At 59.3% G+C, this 14,457-nt stretch carries 10 protein-coding genes and 2 riboswitches; of the genes, 9 read left to right on the forward strand and 1 reads right to left on the reverse strand.

What is annotated here, in order from left to right; genetic code table 11:
- Positions 1-34 precede the first annotated feature (34 nt).
- From atpD to DIT71_RS05755, 7 genes are all read left to right on the forward strand, one after another.
- A complete protein-coding gene (atpD, locus tag DIT71_RS05725; protein ID WP_114612230.1) occupies positions 35-1,432 on the forward strand; it encodes a F0F1 ATP synthase subunit beta in 1,398 nt (465 codons plus the stop codon).
- A gap of 36 nt (positions 1,433-1,468) precedes the next feature.
- Entirely contained in the window at positions 1,469-1,891 is a 423-nt protein-coding gene (locus DIT71_RS05730) for a F0F1 ATP synthase subunit epsilon (protein WP_114612231.1), read from the forward strand.
- Between the two features lie 167 nt (positions 1,892-2,058).
- Positions 2,059-3,426, forward strand: a complete 1,368-nt coding sequence (gene glmU / locus DIT71_RS05735; RefSeq protein ID WP_114612360.1) for a bifunctional UDP-N-acetylglucosamine diphosphorylase/glucosamine-1-phosphate N-acetyltransferase GlmU — start codon at positions 2,059-2,061, stop codon at positions 3,424-3,426.
- A 49-nt stretch (positions 3,427-3,475) separates the two neighbouring features.
- Positions 3,476-5,308 (forward strand): glutamine--fructose-6-phosphate transaminase (isomerizing), encoded by a 1,833-nt coding sequence (glmS, locus tag DIT71_RS05740; protein WP_114612232.1) that lies wholly within the window; start codon positions 3,476-3,478, stop codon positions 5,306-5,308.
- 75 nt (positions 5,309-5,383) lie between these two features.
- Positions 5,384-5,482: riboswitch (glycine riboswitch) on the forward strand.
- Between the two features lie 164 nt (positions 5,483-5,646).
- Positions 5,647-6,858 (forward strand): D-amino acid dehydrogenase, encoded by a 1,212-nt coding sequence (locus DIT71_RS05745; RefSeq protein WP_114612233.1) that lies wholly within the window; start codon positions 5,647-5,649, stop codon positions 6,856-6,858.
- A gap of 149 nt (positions 6,859-7,007) precedes the next feature.
- Positions 7,008-8,513, forward strand: a complete 1,506-nt coding sequence (gene nhaB, locus DIT71_RS05750) for a sodium/proton antiporter NhaB (RefSeq protein WP_114612234.1) — start codon at positions 7,008-7,010, stop codon at positions 8,511-8,513.
- Positions 8,514-8,572: 59 nt separating this feature from the next.
- Positions 8,573-9,385 carry a substrate-binding periplasmic protein gene (locus DIT71_RS05755; protein ID WP_227537964.1) on the forward strand — a complete coding sequence of 271 codons (813 nt, stop codon included), beginning with the start codon at positions 8,573-8,575 and terminating at the stop codon, positions 9,383-9,385.
- On the opposite strand, the gene DIT71_RS05760 is transcribed toward DIT71_RS05755, so the two are convergent.
- Positions 9,382-10,113: a DUF3047 domain-containing protein gene (locus DIT71_RS05760; RefSeq protein ID WP_114612236.1), complete on the reverse strand. Its 732-nt coding sequence runs from the start codon at positions 10,111-10,113 to the stop codon at positions 9,382-9,384. The two genes, DIT71_RS05755 and DIT71_RS05760, sit on opposite strands and share 4 nt — an antisense overlap.
- A gap of 144 nt (positions 10,114-10,257) precedes the next feature.
- A riboswitch (cobalamin riboswitch) is annotated at positions 10,258-10,453 on the forward strand.
- Positions 10,454-10,587: 134 nt separating this feature from the next.
- On the opposite strand from DIT71_RS05760, the gene DIT71_RS05765 reads away from it, so the two are divergent.
- Positions 10,588-13,362: a ribonucleoside-diphosphate reductase subunit alpha gene (locus DIT71_RS05765; RefSeq protein ID WP_114612237.1), complete on the forward strand. Its 2,775-nt coding sequence runs from the start codon at positions 10,588-10,590 to the stop codon at positions 13,360-13,362.
- A gap of 16 nt (positions 13,363-13,378) precedes the next feature.
- Entirely contained in the window at positions 13,379-14,437 is a 1,059-nt protein-coding gene (locus tag DIT71_RS05770) for a ribonucleotide-diphosphate reductase subunit beta (protein ID WP_114612238.1), read from the forward strand.
- Positions 14,438-14,457 lie beyond the last annotated feature (20 nt).

A 14,457-nucleotide genomic window follows, 5' to 3' on the forward strand; every position in this document is an offset into this window, starting at 1 on the left:
TTTTATTGACTATCAAGATAACGAGGAACCGAGCATGAGTAGCGGACATATCGTTCAGATCATAGGCGCGGTTATCGACGTGGAATTTCCACGTGACTCCGTTCCGGGCGTTTACGACGCACTGCTGCTTGAAGGTGGTGAGACAACTCTGGAAGTTCAGCAACAGCTGGGCGACGGCATTGTACGTACCATCGCAATGGGCAGCACAGAAGGCCTCAAGCGTGGCCTGAAAGCAGACAACACCGGCAAGCCGATTTCGGTACCCGTGGGCACCCAGACTCTGGGTCGTATCATGGACGTACTGGGTCGTCCTATCGACGAACAGGGCGAGATTGGTGAAGAAGAGCGTTGGGCGATCCACCGCAAGGCACCGAGCTATGCAGACCAGGCAGCCTCTGCCGACCTGCTGGAAACCGGCATCAAGGTTATCGACCTGATCTGCCCGTTCGCCAAGGGTGGTAAGGTTGGCCTGTTCGGCGGCGCCGGTGTTGGTAAGACCGTCAACATGATGGAACTTATCAACAACATCGCCAAAGAGCACTCCGGTCTGTCCGTATTCGCCGGTGTAGGTGAGCGTACCCGTGAGGGTAACGACTTCTACTACGAGATGAAGGACTCCAACGTACTGGACAAGGTTGCCATGGTTTACGGGCAGATGAACGAGCCTCCCGGAAACCGTCTACGTGTAGCACTGACCGGCCTGACCATGGCCGAGAAGTTCCGTGACGAAGGCCGTGACGTACTGTTGTTCGTGGACAACATCTACCGTTACACCCTGGCCGGTACCGAGGTATCCGCACTGCTGGGCCGTATGCCTTCCGCGGTAGGTTATCAGCCGACCCTGGCCCAGGAAATGGGTGAGCTGCAGGAGCGTATTACCTCCACCAAGACCGGCTCCATCACGTCTATCCAGGCGGTCTATGTACCGGCGGACGACCTGACAGACCCGTCGCCAGCGACCACCTTCTCGCACCTTGACGCTACCGTGGTACTGAGCCGTGACATCGCTTCCAAGGGTATTTACCCGGCGATCGATCCGCTCGACTCCACCTCGCGCCAGCTTGATCCCCTGGTAATCGGCGAGCAGCACTATGACGTTGCCCGCGGCGTACAGAACGTACTGCAGCGCTATAAAGAACTGAAAGACATCATTGCGATTCTGGGCATGGACGAGCTGTCGGAAGAAGACAAGCTGACCGTATCCCGCGCCCGTAAGATCGAGCGTTTCCTGTCCCAGCCGTTCCACGTTGCCGAGGTATTTACCGGTTCTCCGGGTAAATACGTGTCTCTGAAAGAGACCATTGCCAGCTTCGAAGGTATCCTCAACGGTGAATATGATGAAATGCCTGAGCAGGCTTTCTACATGTGCGGCGGTATCGAGGAAGTGATCGAGAAGGCGAAGGCAATGAAAGAGAAGGAAAGCAAGAAGTAAGGCTTCCTTCCCTTTCAGACCCAAGAGGCATCTAATATGGCTATGACCGTACATTGTGACGTCGTAAGTGCCGAGGAAAAAATTTACTCCGGGCTGGTAGAGATGCTGATCGCTACCGGCACCGAGGGTGAAATGGGTATACAGCTGGGCCATGCTCCGCTGCTGACCGAGCTCAAGCCCGGGGCAGTACGGATCATCAAGCAGGACGGGAAAGAGGAAATCCTGTACGTATCAGGTGGCTACCTGGAAGTGCAGCCCAACCTCGTGACCCTGATGGCTGACACCGCTATTCGCGCCAAGGATGTGGACGAGGCAGCGGCACAGGAAGCCCAGAAAGAAGCTGAAAAGGCACTGGCGAACAAGACAGGCGAGTTTGAGTACTCCCGTGCCGCAGCCGAGCTGGCAGAAGCTGCCGCCCAGTTGCGGACGATACAGAAGCTGCGCAAGAACGTTCGCTGAGGCCGGTTACCCCCGGAACCAGCGTATCGGCAGATCTTCGCCTGACAAGAGCCGCATCCTGAAACAGATGGCCCCCGGAAAGCTTTCCGGCGTGCCATTTGCCAGGGAGGCGGCTTTTTTTGTTCAATACCTGCAAACCCGCCACCAGCATGGAGCCTGGCACACCTATGACATCCCTGCACGTTGTAATTCTGGCCGCCGGCCAGGGCTCACGCATGAAATCCGCCCTGCCCAAGGTCCTTCACCGCATTGCCGGAAAACCCATGCTTCACCACGTCATGGACACCGCCCGTAAACTGGGAGCCGCCGGCATTCACGGGGTCATCGGGCATGGGGCGGAAGCGGTCAAGGCCATCACCCCCGCTGCGGACGTGCAATGGGCATTGCAGCAGCAGCAGCTGGGTACCGGTCATGCGGTGGCTCAGGCGTTGCCGGCGCTGCCGGATGATGCCCGGGTTCTGATTCTTTACGGTGACGTGCCGTTGACCCGGCCGGAAACCCTCGAGGCTCTGGTGGAGCAGGTCAGTGAGGACTCACTTGGATTACTGACCGTGACGCTTGAGAATCCCGACGGATACGGCCGCATTCTCCGGGATGAGGCGGGCAAGGTGACGGCAATCGTGGAGCAGAAAGACGCCACAGAGCAGCAGAAGGCCATTACCGAGGTCAATACCGGCATCCTTGCGGTTTCCGCCCGCCATCTCAAGGACTGGCTACCGCAGCTCTCCAACAGCAACGCCCAGGGTGAATACTACCTCACGGATATCATCGCCATGGCGGCTGACAGAGGTATGGCAATATCCGTGGCGCAGCCGGCCAATGAATACGAGGTGCAAGGCGTCAACAACCGCCTGCAACTGGCAGAGCTGGAGCGCTGGTATCAGCGTCAGCAAGCCAATCGCCTGATGACCGAAGGCGCCACCCTGGCGGATCCTGCCAGGATCGACGTGCGCGGAAACCTGACCATAGGCGAGGATGTGTTGATCGATATCAACGCGGTATTCGAGGGCAACGTCGCCCTTGCCGATAACGTCAGCATTGGCCCCAACTGCGTGATCCGCGATGCCACGATTGGCGCCGGCAGCCGTATCGAGGCCAATTCAGTGGTTGATGGCACGACTATCGGCAGCGGCGCTCAGGTAGGCCCCTTTGCGCGCCTGCGCCCCGGCACCCGGCTGGCTGACAGCACCAAGGTGGGCAACTTTGTGGAAACCAAGAAGGCCGAGGTTGGCGAGGGTAGCAAGATCAATCACCTCAGTTATGTGGGCGACGCCATACTGGGACGTAACGTGAATGTGGGTGCAGGAACCATTACCTGCAATTATGATGGGGTGAACAAGTACCAGACGGTGTTGGGAGACGGTGTGTTCGTGGGTTCCAATACCTCCCTGGTCGCACCGGTGTCATTAGCAGACAATGTCACCGTTGGTGCCGGCTCCACCATCACCCGTGACGTGGCGACCGGTGAGCTCGCTGTTGCCCGTGGGCGCCAGCGTAATATCGATAACTGGGAACGCCCGGTCAAAAAAGACTGATTCAAAAGCCTGGACGGGCTTGGATACATTCGCAACAGGTGACAGCTATATGTGTGGAATTGTAGGGGCAGTGTCGGAAAGGGATGTTCAGGGTATTTTGCTGGAGGGACTGCGCCGCCTGGAATACCGGGGTTACGACTCAGCCGGGATGGCGGTCATTGACCGCAATCATGCCATCAACCGGGCGCGGGAAGTGGGTAAGGTTGCCGCGCTGGCCGAGGCTATTTCCGGGGAAGGCCTGGAAGGCGTAGCCGGTATTGCCCATACCCGTTGGGCTACCCACGGCGAGCCTTCACAGGTCAACGCTCACCCGCATATGTCCGGCGAACAGCTGGCCATTGTCCACAACGGGATTATCGAGAATTACCAGGAACTGCGGGAAGAGCTGAAAGCCGATGGCTTTGAATTCACCTCCCAGACGGACACCGAAGTGGTTGTCCACCTCATTGAAAAACAGTACCGGATAAGCAAGACCCTGTACCAGGCGGTCAGCACGGCAATCGAGCGCCTGCGGGGCGCTTTTGCCCTGGCTGTAATCCATGCCGATGAGCCGGATCACATGGTGGTTTGCCGTGAAGGCAGCCCGCTGGTGGTGGGTGTGGGCATTGGCGAGAATTTTATTGCGTCCGACCAGCTCGCGCTGCTGCCGGTGACTGACCGCTTCATGTTCCTGGAAGAGGGCGATATTGCCGATATCCGCCGCGACCGTATCGAGATTCATGACCGCGACAAACAACGGGTAGAGCGGGCGATCACCCGTTTCGAGCACAGCTCCGACGCCGCCGAAAAAGGCGAGTACCGCCATTTCATGCTCAAGGAGATTCACGAGCAGCCGCGGGTTATCCGTGCCACCACGGAAGGCCGCATAACCAACACCCGCGTGCTGGAGCAGGCACTGGGTACCCAGGCCGGCAACCTGCTGGAAAATGTCCGTCACGTCCAGATCATTGCCTGCGGTACCAGTTACCACGCCGGCATGGTGGCGCGCTACTGGATTGAGGACCTGGCCGGGGTGCCCTGTTCCGTGGAAGTCGCCTCCGAATTCCGCTACCGCAAACACGTTATCCAGCCCGATACCCTGTTTCTGTGCATCTCCCAGTCGGGGGAAACCGCCGATACCCTGGCGGCCCTGCGTCAGGCCAAGAAGGCCGGTTTCCGTGCCGCCATGGCCATCTGCAACGTGCCGGGCAGTTCCCTGGTGCGGGAATCGGATCTTGTGATCATGACCCAGGCCGGCCCCGAGATCGGTGTGGCGTCCACCAAGGCGTTCACCACCCAGCTAACGGCACTGCTGATTTTCACCCTGGCGCTGGCCCGTCATAATGGCCTGGAAGAAGCACGGGAGGCGGAAATTGTCGAAGCCATTCGCCTGATTCCCGGGCAGGTGGAACAGGTACTGGCACTGGATGCCGAGATCGTCGAACTGTCGAAATCCTTCATGGACAAGTTCCACAGCCTGTTCCTGGGCCGCGGCGCGATGTTCCCGGTGGCACTCGAGGGTGCACTGAAACTGAAGGAAATCTCCTACATTCATGCCGAAGCCTACCCGGCCGGTGAACTCAAGCACGGCCCCCTGGCGCTGGTGGACGGTGACATGCCGGTGGTCACGGTGGCTCCGAACAACGAACTGCTGGAGAAACTGAAGTCCAACCTGGAGGAAGTCCGCGCCAGGGGTGGCGAGTTGTTTGTCTTTGCCGACCAGGCAGCGGATGTGAAGGCACAGGAAGGCCTTCACGTGATGTCGCTGCCGTCGGTGCATCCTATCACCTCGCCTATTGTCTATACGGTGCCCTTACAGCTGTTGTCGTATCACGTGGCCGTGTTGAAAGGTACCGATGTGGACCAGCCCCGTAACCTGGCGAAGAGTGTTACTGTCGAATAGCAGGCCAGGGTGGGAGTGTTCAAATCCTCACAGCTTTGCTATGTTCTCAAACAGAATGCCATTAATGGCAATTCAGACGCGCTAGCGGGAGAGACCGGGTCACCCAACTGTGTACCCGGCGCCGAAGGAGCAACTGCCCCGGAAACTCTCAGGCAAAAGGACCGCTAGCGCGAAGACTTTCCGAAGAGTTGTCGACGACCGCGTCTGTTGGCACACCGAAGGAGCAAGCGGTCGGTTTCCCTAAATCGACACGTGAATCTCTCAGGTCCAGTGACGGAAGGGGTGCTTTCTACCGCGTTGTGTAGAGAGGAAACCCTGGACGCTCCCTGGAGATTGCTATGAAGCGAATTGCAGTTATCGGCGGTGGTATCACCGGTATCACCACAGCCTATACTCTGGCCAAACGCGGCCTTGATGTCACCGTTTACGAAAAGCACCGTTACGCGGCAATGGAAACGTCATTTGCCAACGGCGGCCAGTTGTCCGCCTCCAACGCCGAGGTCTGGAACAACTGGCAGACCATAACCAAGGGCATGAAGTGGATGTTCCGGCGCGATGCGCCGCTCCTGGTCAACCCGCAACCTTCCTGGCACAAGCTCAGCTGGTTCGCGGAATTTATCGCGGCCATTCCCCAGTATGAGAAAAACACCACCGAGACCGCCCGTTTGGCGATTGCCGCCCGTGACCACCTGTTTGCGTGGGCGCAGGAGGAAGGTATCGACTTCGACCTGAAAAAACAGGGCATCCTGCATATCTATCGCGACAAGGCCGGCTTTGACCACGCTGCCAACGTTTCGAAACTGCTGGCCGCCGGAGGCCTGGAGCGCAGGGCGGTTACCCCCGATGAAATGCGTTCTATCGAACCCACCCTGGCCGGCAGCTATTACGGTGGTTTTTTTACCGAAAGTGATTCAACCGGCGATATCCACAAGTTCACCAGTGGTCTGGCAGAGGCGATCCAGCGCCTTGGCGTCAAGACCTGTTACGGCCACTCGGTGACCGAGCTCAGTGCCGACGAGACCCATGCGTGGGTAACGTCCCATGATGGTGAGGAGCAAACCCGCGACACCTTTGATGGCGTTGTGATCTGCGCCGGGGTAGGCAGCCGCGACTTGGCGGCGAAGCTGGGTGACCGCGTCAACATTTACCCGGTCAAAGGCTATTCCATCACCGTCGAGCTGGACGACGAAGCCTCGCGGGGAGCGGCACCGACCGTCAGCCTGCTGGACGATGCCACCAAGATCGTGACCAGCCGGCTGGGCGATGACCGTTTCCGTGTCGCCGGTACCGCGGAATTCAGTGGGTATAATCGCGATATCCGGGATGACCGGATCCGCCCCCTCACCCGCTGGGTGGAGCAGTGTTTCCCGGGGGTCAGTACCCGGCGCGTGGTGCCCTGGGCAGGGCTGCGCCCGATGCTGCCCAACATGATGCCTCGGGTCGGGCCGGGCCGGCTGCCGACGGTGTTCTATAACACCGGGCACGGCCATCTGGGCTGGACCCTGTCGGCGATCACCGCAGAGATGGTGGCTGACGCCGTTGACAGTTAGTCTCAGGGCCACGCCTTCCGGTAGCGGGTAGCACCAAATAGTAACGTACCCGGTACCTTCGATGGATTACCGGGTACGCAAATATCAAGGAAGATAGCGGCCGGTTCCATTATACTGCCGTCCGCCCGTTAACTCAGAAGACTCCCGCAATGCCCAAGACCGTTCTCTCCGGATTTGCCCACAACTTCCTGGGTAATGCGCCCAGTTGGTACAAACAGGTCATTATCCTTTTTCTGATTGCCAATCCGCTGATTGTCTGGACTCTGGGGCCAGCGGTAGCCGGCTGGGTTCTGGTGGGCGAATTCATCTTTACCCTGGCCATGGCCCTGAAGTGCTATCCCCTGCTGCCGGGAGGCCTGCTCGCCATCGAGGCGTTGCTGGTAGGCATGACAACGGCTGACGCGGTGTATCACGAAGTACTGGTCAACTTCCCGGTTATCCTGCTGCTGATGTTCATGGTGGCCGGCATCTATTTCATGAAAGAGCTGCTGCTGGTGACATTCACCCAGATACTGGTGGGCGTGCGCTCCAAGTCGGCGCTGTCACTGCTTTTCTGCGCGGCGGCGGCACTGCTGTCAGCGTTTCTGGATGCGTTGACGGTAACCGCGGTGATTATCAGCGTTGCCGTGGGCTTCTACTCGGTGTACCACAAAGTGGCATCCGGCAAGGGCTATCAGCACGCGGATCATAACGCCAACAGTGACGAGCAGGTGATCGAACTGCACCGGGAGGATCTGGATAAATTCCGGGCCTTTCTGCGCAGTCTGCTGATGCATGGCGCCATCGGTACCGCCCTTGGCGGCGTGGCCACCATGGTGGGTGAGCCCCAGAACCTGCTGATAGCGAAGGTAGTAGGCTGGGATTTTGCCAGCTTCTTCCTGCATATGGCGCCGGTAAGCCTGCCGGTGCTGGTCGCCGGCCTGACCACCTGCTGGTTGCTGGAAAAGCTGCGCTGGTTCGGTTACGGGGCCCGCCTGCCGAAACCGGTTCGCCGGGTGCTGGAAGAGTTCGCCGACAACGAACGTGTCAAGCGTACCAAGGCGGACCAGGCTGCGCTGTGGGTGCAGGCGCTGGCTGCCCTGATACTGGTTATCGGCCTGGCGTTTCACCTGGCAGAGGTGGGGTTGATTGGTCTGCTGGTGATTATCCTGATCACCTCCTTCACCGGTGTGACCGACGAGCACCAGATTGGCAAGGCGTTCCAGGAATCCCTGCCTTTCACCTCCCTGCTGGTGGTGTTCTTTGCCATCGTTGCGGTCATTCACGAACAGCACCTGTTCAAGCCGATCATTGATTTTGTACTCAGCCTGCCAAAGGACCAGCAGCCGGGGATGTTCTTTATCGCCAACGGACTGCTGTCGATGATCAGTGATAATGTGTTCGTGGCCACGGTCTATATCAGTGAGATCAAACAGGCCCTGGACGCCGGCAGTATCGACTACGCGCATTTCCAGGAACTGGCGATCGCCATCAATACCGGCACCAACCTGCCCAGCGTGGCCACCCCCAATGGCCAGGCAGCATTCCTGTTCCTGCTGACGTCTGCCATTGCCCCGTTAGTGCGTTTGTCCTACGGGCGCATGGTGATCATGGCGTTCCCCTATACTATTGTCATGGGCACAGTGGGTCTGCTCAGTGTTATCTATCTGGTGTAAACTGGTAGTTTTGGGCGCTGATGGCAACAATGACTATAACCCCCAGAGTTCTGACCCGAGTGTTCCGTATTTTTTGGTGTTGCGAGCATGGTTTTAACGCTCGTGGACTCACTGTTTTCCTTGTCGTTATCCTCACGCTTGCCGGCCCCGGTCAGGCCCAGCAAATTCGCGACTCTGTAAAAGTCGGGTACATGGATGCGGCCCCGCTGACTTACCAGGCTGAAAATGGTCGTGCCGAAGGCGTCTTTATCGAGCTGACCCGCCGTGTGGCGGAGGAAGCAGGGTTTGATCTGGAGTTCGAGTATCTGCCGGTAACCCGCGCCTATTTCTATCTGCGCACCGGGGGTATCGACGTCTGGCCCGGATTAACCGATGTGCCTGCCCTTGAGGGGGAAGTGCTGGAGACCTTTGTAAGCCCGATGCCAATCCAGCTCAGCGCCTTTGGAATGGAGCAGCAGCAGCCGGTTTCGCACTTCAATGATCTCAGGGACAAAACCCTGATCCTGATCTCTGGCTACACCTATGGCGGCCTGGCCGAGCGTCTCGAGCAGACTGCCGGCATAGCGGTAACCGAAGCCCCCAATCACCGGGCGGCGGTGGCTATGCTGAGCCGCGGCCGGGGCGACTACCTGTTGGATTATCAGGAGCCGGTGAAGGCGGTACTGGAGGAGTTTCCCGTCCAGGGGGTTCGCGAGTATCCCGTGCGGATCCGGAACACGGCCTGGATTTTCTCGCTGGCGAATCCGCGAAGCAGCCAGTTGCGTGACGCCTTTGACGATGCCTACCTGCGGCTTGCAGAACGCGGTGAGGTTCCCGAGCCGCGGACGTTCAGCAAGGGGTTTCAGCTTCCGGGACTGGCCGATCTGCTTTAGGGCTTGAGCAACTGGATATCGCCGTACCAGGCGGTAGCGGATTCCCCGGTGTTGTCGGAATCCGACATGATGGCAACGCCCGCCAGCTTCGGGGGTGTACGGCCAAAGGCTTCTTTGTAGTCCGCAACAATGTCCCGCTCCACGGTCACCCACTCACCGCTGTTGCTCTCCCCGGAGTTCACCGCCACCATCATCGTGGTGTCGGTAAAAGGATTAACAACGATTTCTCCAACCGGCAACCGATTGGCCCAGATATAGTTCAGGGCGTTGCCGGGCAGTTCCTCGCCGAACAGAACTTCCACGGTCTTGCGTTTGGCGCGCTCGAAGAAACCGGCTTCCTCAGGCTCGAACTCGAAGGCGACGTAGATCCGGGCGGGGTAGTCGTCACCCTCCTTTGTGCGGGCGTCACCCTGTTCGAACACATTGGATACCTTCCAGCGCCATCGCAGAATCAGTGATTCCCCGGGCTCCACTGACACCCGTGCAATCAGCCCGGAAGCGCTGTTATCGGTGGTAGCCTTGACGACCTGTTCGCCGTTGTCCTGCACCAACCGGTAGCGGCTGTGGCGGTCGATCTTCGGAAACTCCAATGGCTCCCAGCCGTCTTCCAGGGAGGTCATGGCGGAGAAGGCCCGGACCAGTGAGTCATCGTCATTATCCGCCTGGGCCGGTACAGCCAGAATGGGCAGGATCAGCGATGCCAGTAAACCGTTCAGTGCGTGATTCATGATGCTCTCCCATGGTTGCGGTTAGTGACCGGCAACCGGCCAAAAAGTGCCTTGTTGTGATTGGCTTTACTGTATATAGTGTTTTTATCCTTGGTTAGGTACCAGATATGGTGATTAAAGGTAAATCACTTAGCAACGGTCATCATGCGTGATAACGCCTTTGACGACGTTTTGAAAATGGTACCGGGAATCCGGTGAGACTCCGGAGCTGACGCGCAGCGGTATTGGGGAACAAGCGAGGCACAAAGACACTGGCTAGCACCGGGAAGTCGCCACGCAAGGCCGAACCAGATGGTTCACGCCCCTGAGTCCGAAGACCTGCCAGGGATGACAACTGCACCTTCGCGTATAAGGTGAGCAGACCGGAATGACATCACCCCGTCAATGGTGCCGACCTGGCGCTACGGTGGTGTCTCCGATTCTCTCTGCCTGCGCGAAGGACATGGAACACAACGCGTATTCAGGAGAACCGACATGTCCACAGCCACTCTGGACGAGCCCCAGCAACACCCGGCCTCCCGGCCAACCGCTACCGACTCCCTGCAGGTTATCAAACGCAGCGGCACCCTGGTGGGATTTGATGCCGCCAAGATCAGTGTTGCGGTTACCAGAGCGTTTCTTGCCGTCGAAGGCGATGACGCCGCCGGATCCGCCCGCATTCATGACGCCGTGGAGCGAGTCACCCGGCAGGTCACCCAGGCTATCAGCCGCCGCCTGAAGGCCGGCGGCAAGGTTCACATCGAAGACATTCAGGACCAGGTGGAGCTGGCGCTGATGCGGGCCGGGGAACAGAAGGTTGCACGCGCCTACGTGCTCTACCGGGAAGCTCATGCCCAGGAGAGAGCCAGTAAGGCGCCGGTGGAAGCCCATCCCACGCTGACGGTCAAGAAAGCCAGCGGCGAATTGGCGCCACTGGACGTGGGGCTGATGAAAGCTCAGGTGGAACACGCCAGCCGGGGACTTGAGGGCATCAACGGTGAGACCCTCGTAGAAGGCGCGTTGCGCAATCTTTACGACGGTATTGCCGAAGAAGAGGTTCTGTCCGCCCTGATCATGACGGCCCGCGGCCGCATCGAGCAGGAGCCGGACTACAGTGCGGTAACCGCACGCCTGTTGCTGGAACAGCTGCGGCTGGAAACCGCGACCGCCCTGGCCTTGCCCCTCAACCTGCCGCTGGCGGAGGTGTATCCCCGGGCCCTGGGTGCGCTCATTCACCAGGGTATTCGCCACGAGCTGCTCGACGAAGCAATGGCGGCATTCGATCTGGAACGACTGGGCGCCCACCTCAAGCCTGAAAGGGACTACCAGTTCGGTTTCCTTGGCCTGCAGACCCTGTACGACCGGTACTTCATCAACTGGAAGGGCGATCGCCTGGAGTTACCCCAGGTCTTTTTCATGCGGGTGGCCATGGGTCTGGCCCTGAAGGAGGACGATCCCGATGCCCGCGCCGTCGAATTTTATGACCTGTTGTCGTCCTTCGATTATATGGCGTCCACGCCCACCCTGTTCAACAGTGGCACCCGGCATTCCCAGCTTTCATCCTGTTATCTCACCACCGTGCAGGACGATCTGGAAGGCATCTACGGCGCTATCCGCGACAACGCCATGCTTTCGAAGTGGGCCGGCGGCCTGGGCAACGACTGGACACCGGTGCGGGCCATGGGCGCCCATATCAAGGGGACCAACGGCAGCAGCCAGGGCGTCGTGCCATTTCTGAAAGTGGTGAACGACACTGCCGTGGCGGTGAATCAGGGCGGCAAGCGCAAGGGCGCGGTGTGCGCCTACCTGGAAAGCTGGCACCTGGACATCGAGGAGTTCCTGGAGCTGCGCAAGAACACCGGGGACGAACGCCGGCGCACCCATGACATGAACACCGCCAACTGGGTGCCGGACCTGCTGATCGAGCGCATGCGCGAGGATAAAGACTGGACCCTGTTCTCCCCCAGCGATGCGCCGGATCTGCACGACCTGTACGGCAACGCCTTCCGTGAGCGTTACGGGTATTACGAAGCGCTGGCCGAGCAGGGCAGGATCAAGCTGTTCAAGAAAATCCCGGCCAAGCAGCTCTGGCGCAAGATGCTCACCGTGCTGTTCGAAACCGGCCACCCCTGGATCACCTTCAAGGACCCCTGTAACCTGCGCTCACCACAGCAGCATCGGGGCGTGGTGCACAGCTCCAATCTATGTACCGAAATCACCCTAAACACCAGCGTCGATGAAATCGCCGTGTGCAATCTGGGCTCCATCAACCTGGCGGCGCATATCCGCGATGGTGAACTGGACGTGCAGCGGCTGGAACGGACCGTGAACACAGCAGTGCGCATGCTCGATAACGTGGTCGACATCAACTATTACGCGGTGCCCCAGGCGAGAAACTCCAACGTCAAGCACCGCCCGGTGGGCCTCGGCCTGATGGGCTTTCAGGACGCGCTCTATAAACTCAACCTGCCCTACACCAGCGCGGAAGCGGTGGAGTTTGCCGACCTGTCCATGGAACAGATCAGTTACTTTGCCATCCGCGCCTCCGCCACGCTGGCCAGTGAACGCGGCGCTTACGAGAGCTACGAGGGGTCTCTCTGGCAGCAGGGCATCCTGCCGCTCGATTCCATCAGCCTGCTGAAGGAAAACCGGCGGGACGGGGACCTGTCGGTGAATACCAACAGCCACCTGGACTGGACCCCGGTGCGTGAGCTGATCGCAAAGCATGGCATGCGCAACAGCAACGTCATGGCCATCGCGCCCACGGCGACCATCTCCAACATTGTGGGCGTGTCCCAGTCCATCGAACCGGCGTACCAGAACCTGTTCGTCAAATCGAACCTGTCCGGTGAGTTCACCGTGGTGAATCCTTCGCTGGTCCGCGATCTCAAGGCTGCAGGGCTCTGGGACAACGTCATGGTCAACGACCTCAAATACTTTGATGGCAGTGTGCAGCAGATCGACCGCATTCCGACCGAACTCAAGGCCCGCTACGCCACCGCCTTTGAAATCGACGCCCGCTGGCTGGTGGAAGCCGCCGCCCGCCGCCAGAAATGGCTGGACCAGGCCCAGAGCCTGAACCTGTACATGGCCGAACCCAGTGGCAGGAAACTGGACGGTCTGTACCAGCTGGCCTGGGAACGCGGCCTGAAGACCACCTATTACCTGCGCTCCCTGGGTGCCACGGGCGCCGAGAAATCCGCCCCGGTGACGGCGCCACAGCCGCAGGTGTGCAGTATCGACGAGCCGGATTGCGAAGCCTGCCAATAATTGAGGAGATAAAACCATGCTCAACTGGAACGACGAACCAACCATCCAAACCAAAGCCGCCACGACAGCAGGCCCGGCCCCCGTCAAAGTTGATGACAAGCGGGTGATCAACGGCGACACCGACATCAACCAGCTGGCACCCTTCAAGTACCCCTGGGCCTGGGAGTACTTCATGAACGCCAACAAGAATCACTGGACGCCACTGGATGTGAACATGGCTCAGGACGTTCATGACTATCACCACCGCCTGAACCCGGCGGAAAAGCACGTCTATGAAAACGTGCTGGCGTACCTGACCACCTCCGACATCCTGGCCATGCGCAACATCGGTCTGGCCGTGATGGAGAAAATGAGCGCCCCGGAGCTGCAGATCTACCAGGCGCGGCAGGTGTATGAGGAAGCCATGCACACCTGGGCCTACCAGCACTGCATCGAAACCCTGAACCTGGACCAGAGTGAAATCTACAACCGCTACCGCGTGGTGCCGGCCATCAATGGCAAGATCCAGATGGCCAACCGCCGCCTGGATGCGGCCATGCGCTCCGACTTGAACCTGCGCAACCGGGACGACCTGCAGGAATTCATCATGTCCTATCTGTTCTTTGCGGCGGTGTTCGAGGGTACCTGGTTCTACAACGGCTTCAGCCCTATCTTCGCCCTGCAGCGCCGGGGCCTGATGCGCGGGACCGGCGAACAGCTGCAATACATCCTGCGGGACGAAGCCATGCACTTCTCCTTCGGCCTGAAGGTGGTGAACCAGATCCTGGAAGAGGAAAACATCACCCTGGACCCCAAAGCAGTCAGGGAGATGTGGGACGAATCCGAAGCCGCCGAAGTCGCCTACGCCAATTACATCCTGCGGGACCCGATCCTTGGCTATTCCGCCGACTACCACAGCGAGCAGTTCCGTTTTGTCGCCAACCGCCGTGCCAGGACCGTGGGCCTGGAAGAGCCGTTCCCGGGGGCGAAGAACGTGTCGCCCTGGCTGGATGAGCAGGCTACCATGCGCAAGGAGAAGAACTTTTTTGAAACCCGGGTGATCGAGTACCAGACCGGGGCACAACTGGAGTGGTAGCCGGTCAGTGGCGGGCGAGC

The organism is Marinobacter vulgaris (genome assembly GCF_003344045.1).
Lineage (GTDB): Bacteria > Pseudomonadota > Gammaproteobacteria > Pseudomonadales > Oleiphilaceae > Marinobacter > Marinobacter vulgaris.

What these genes read in the sequence shown, in the direction of transcription:
- atpD (WP_114612230.1), top strand. Translation starts at nt 35, where the DNA reads ATGAGTAGCGGACATATCGTTCAGATCATAGGCGCGGTTATCGACGTG.
- DIT71_RS05730 (WP_114612231.1), top strand. Translation starts at nt 1,469, where the DNA reads ATGGCTATGACCGTACATTGTGACGTCGTAAGTGCCGAGGAAAAAATT.
- glmU (WP_114612360.1), top strand. Translation starts at nt 2,059, where the DNA reads ATGACATCCCTGCACGTTGTAATTCTGGCCGCCGGCCAGGGCTCACGC.
- glmS (WP_114612232.1), top strand. Translation starts at nt 3,476, where the DNA reads ATGTGTGGAATTGTAGGGGCAGTGTCGGAAAGGGATGTTCAGGGTATT.
- DIT71_RS05745 (WP_114612233.1), top strand. Translation starts at nt 5,647, where the DNA reads ATGAAGCGAATTGCAGTTATCGGCGGTGGTATCACCGGTATCACCACA.
- nhaB (WP_114612234.1), top strand. Translation starts at nt 7,008, where the DNA reads ATGCCCAAGACCGTTCTCTCCGGATTTGCCCACAACTTCCTGGGTAAT.
- DIT71_RS05760 (WP_114612236.1), bottom strand. Translation starts at nt 10,113, where the DNA reads ATGAATCACGCACTGAACGGTTTACTGGCATCGCTGATCCTGCCCATT.
- DIT71_RS05765 (WP_114612237.1), top strand. Translation starts at nt 10,588, where the DNA reads ATGTCCACAGCCACTCTGGACGAGCCCCAGCAACACCCGGCCTCCCGG.
- DIT71_RS05770 (WP_114612238.1), top strand. Translation starts at nt 13,379, where the DNA reads ATGCTCAACTGGAACGACGAACCAACCATCCAAACCAAAGCCGCCACG.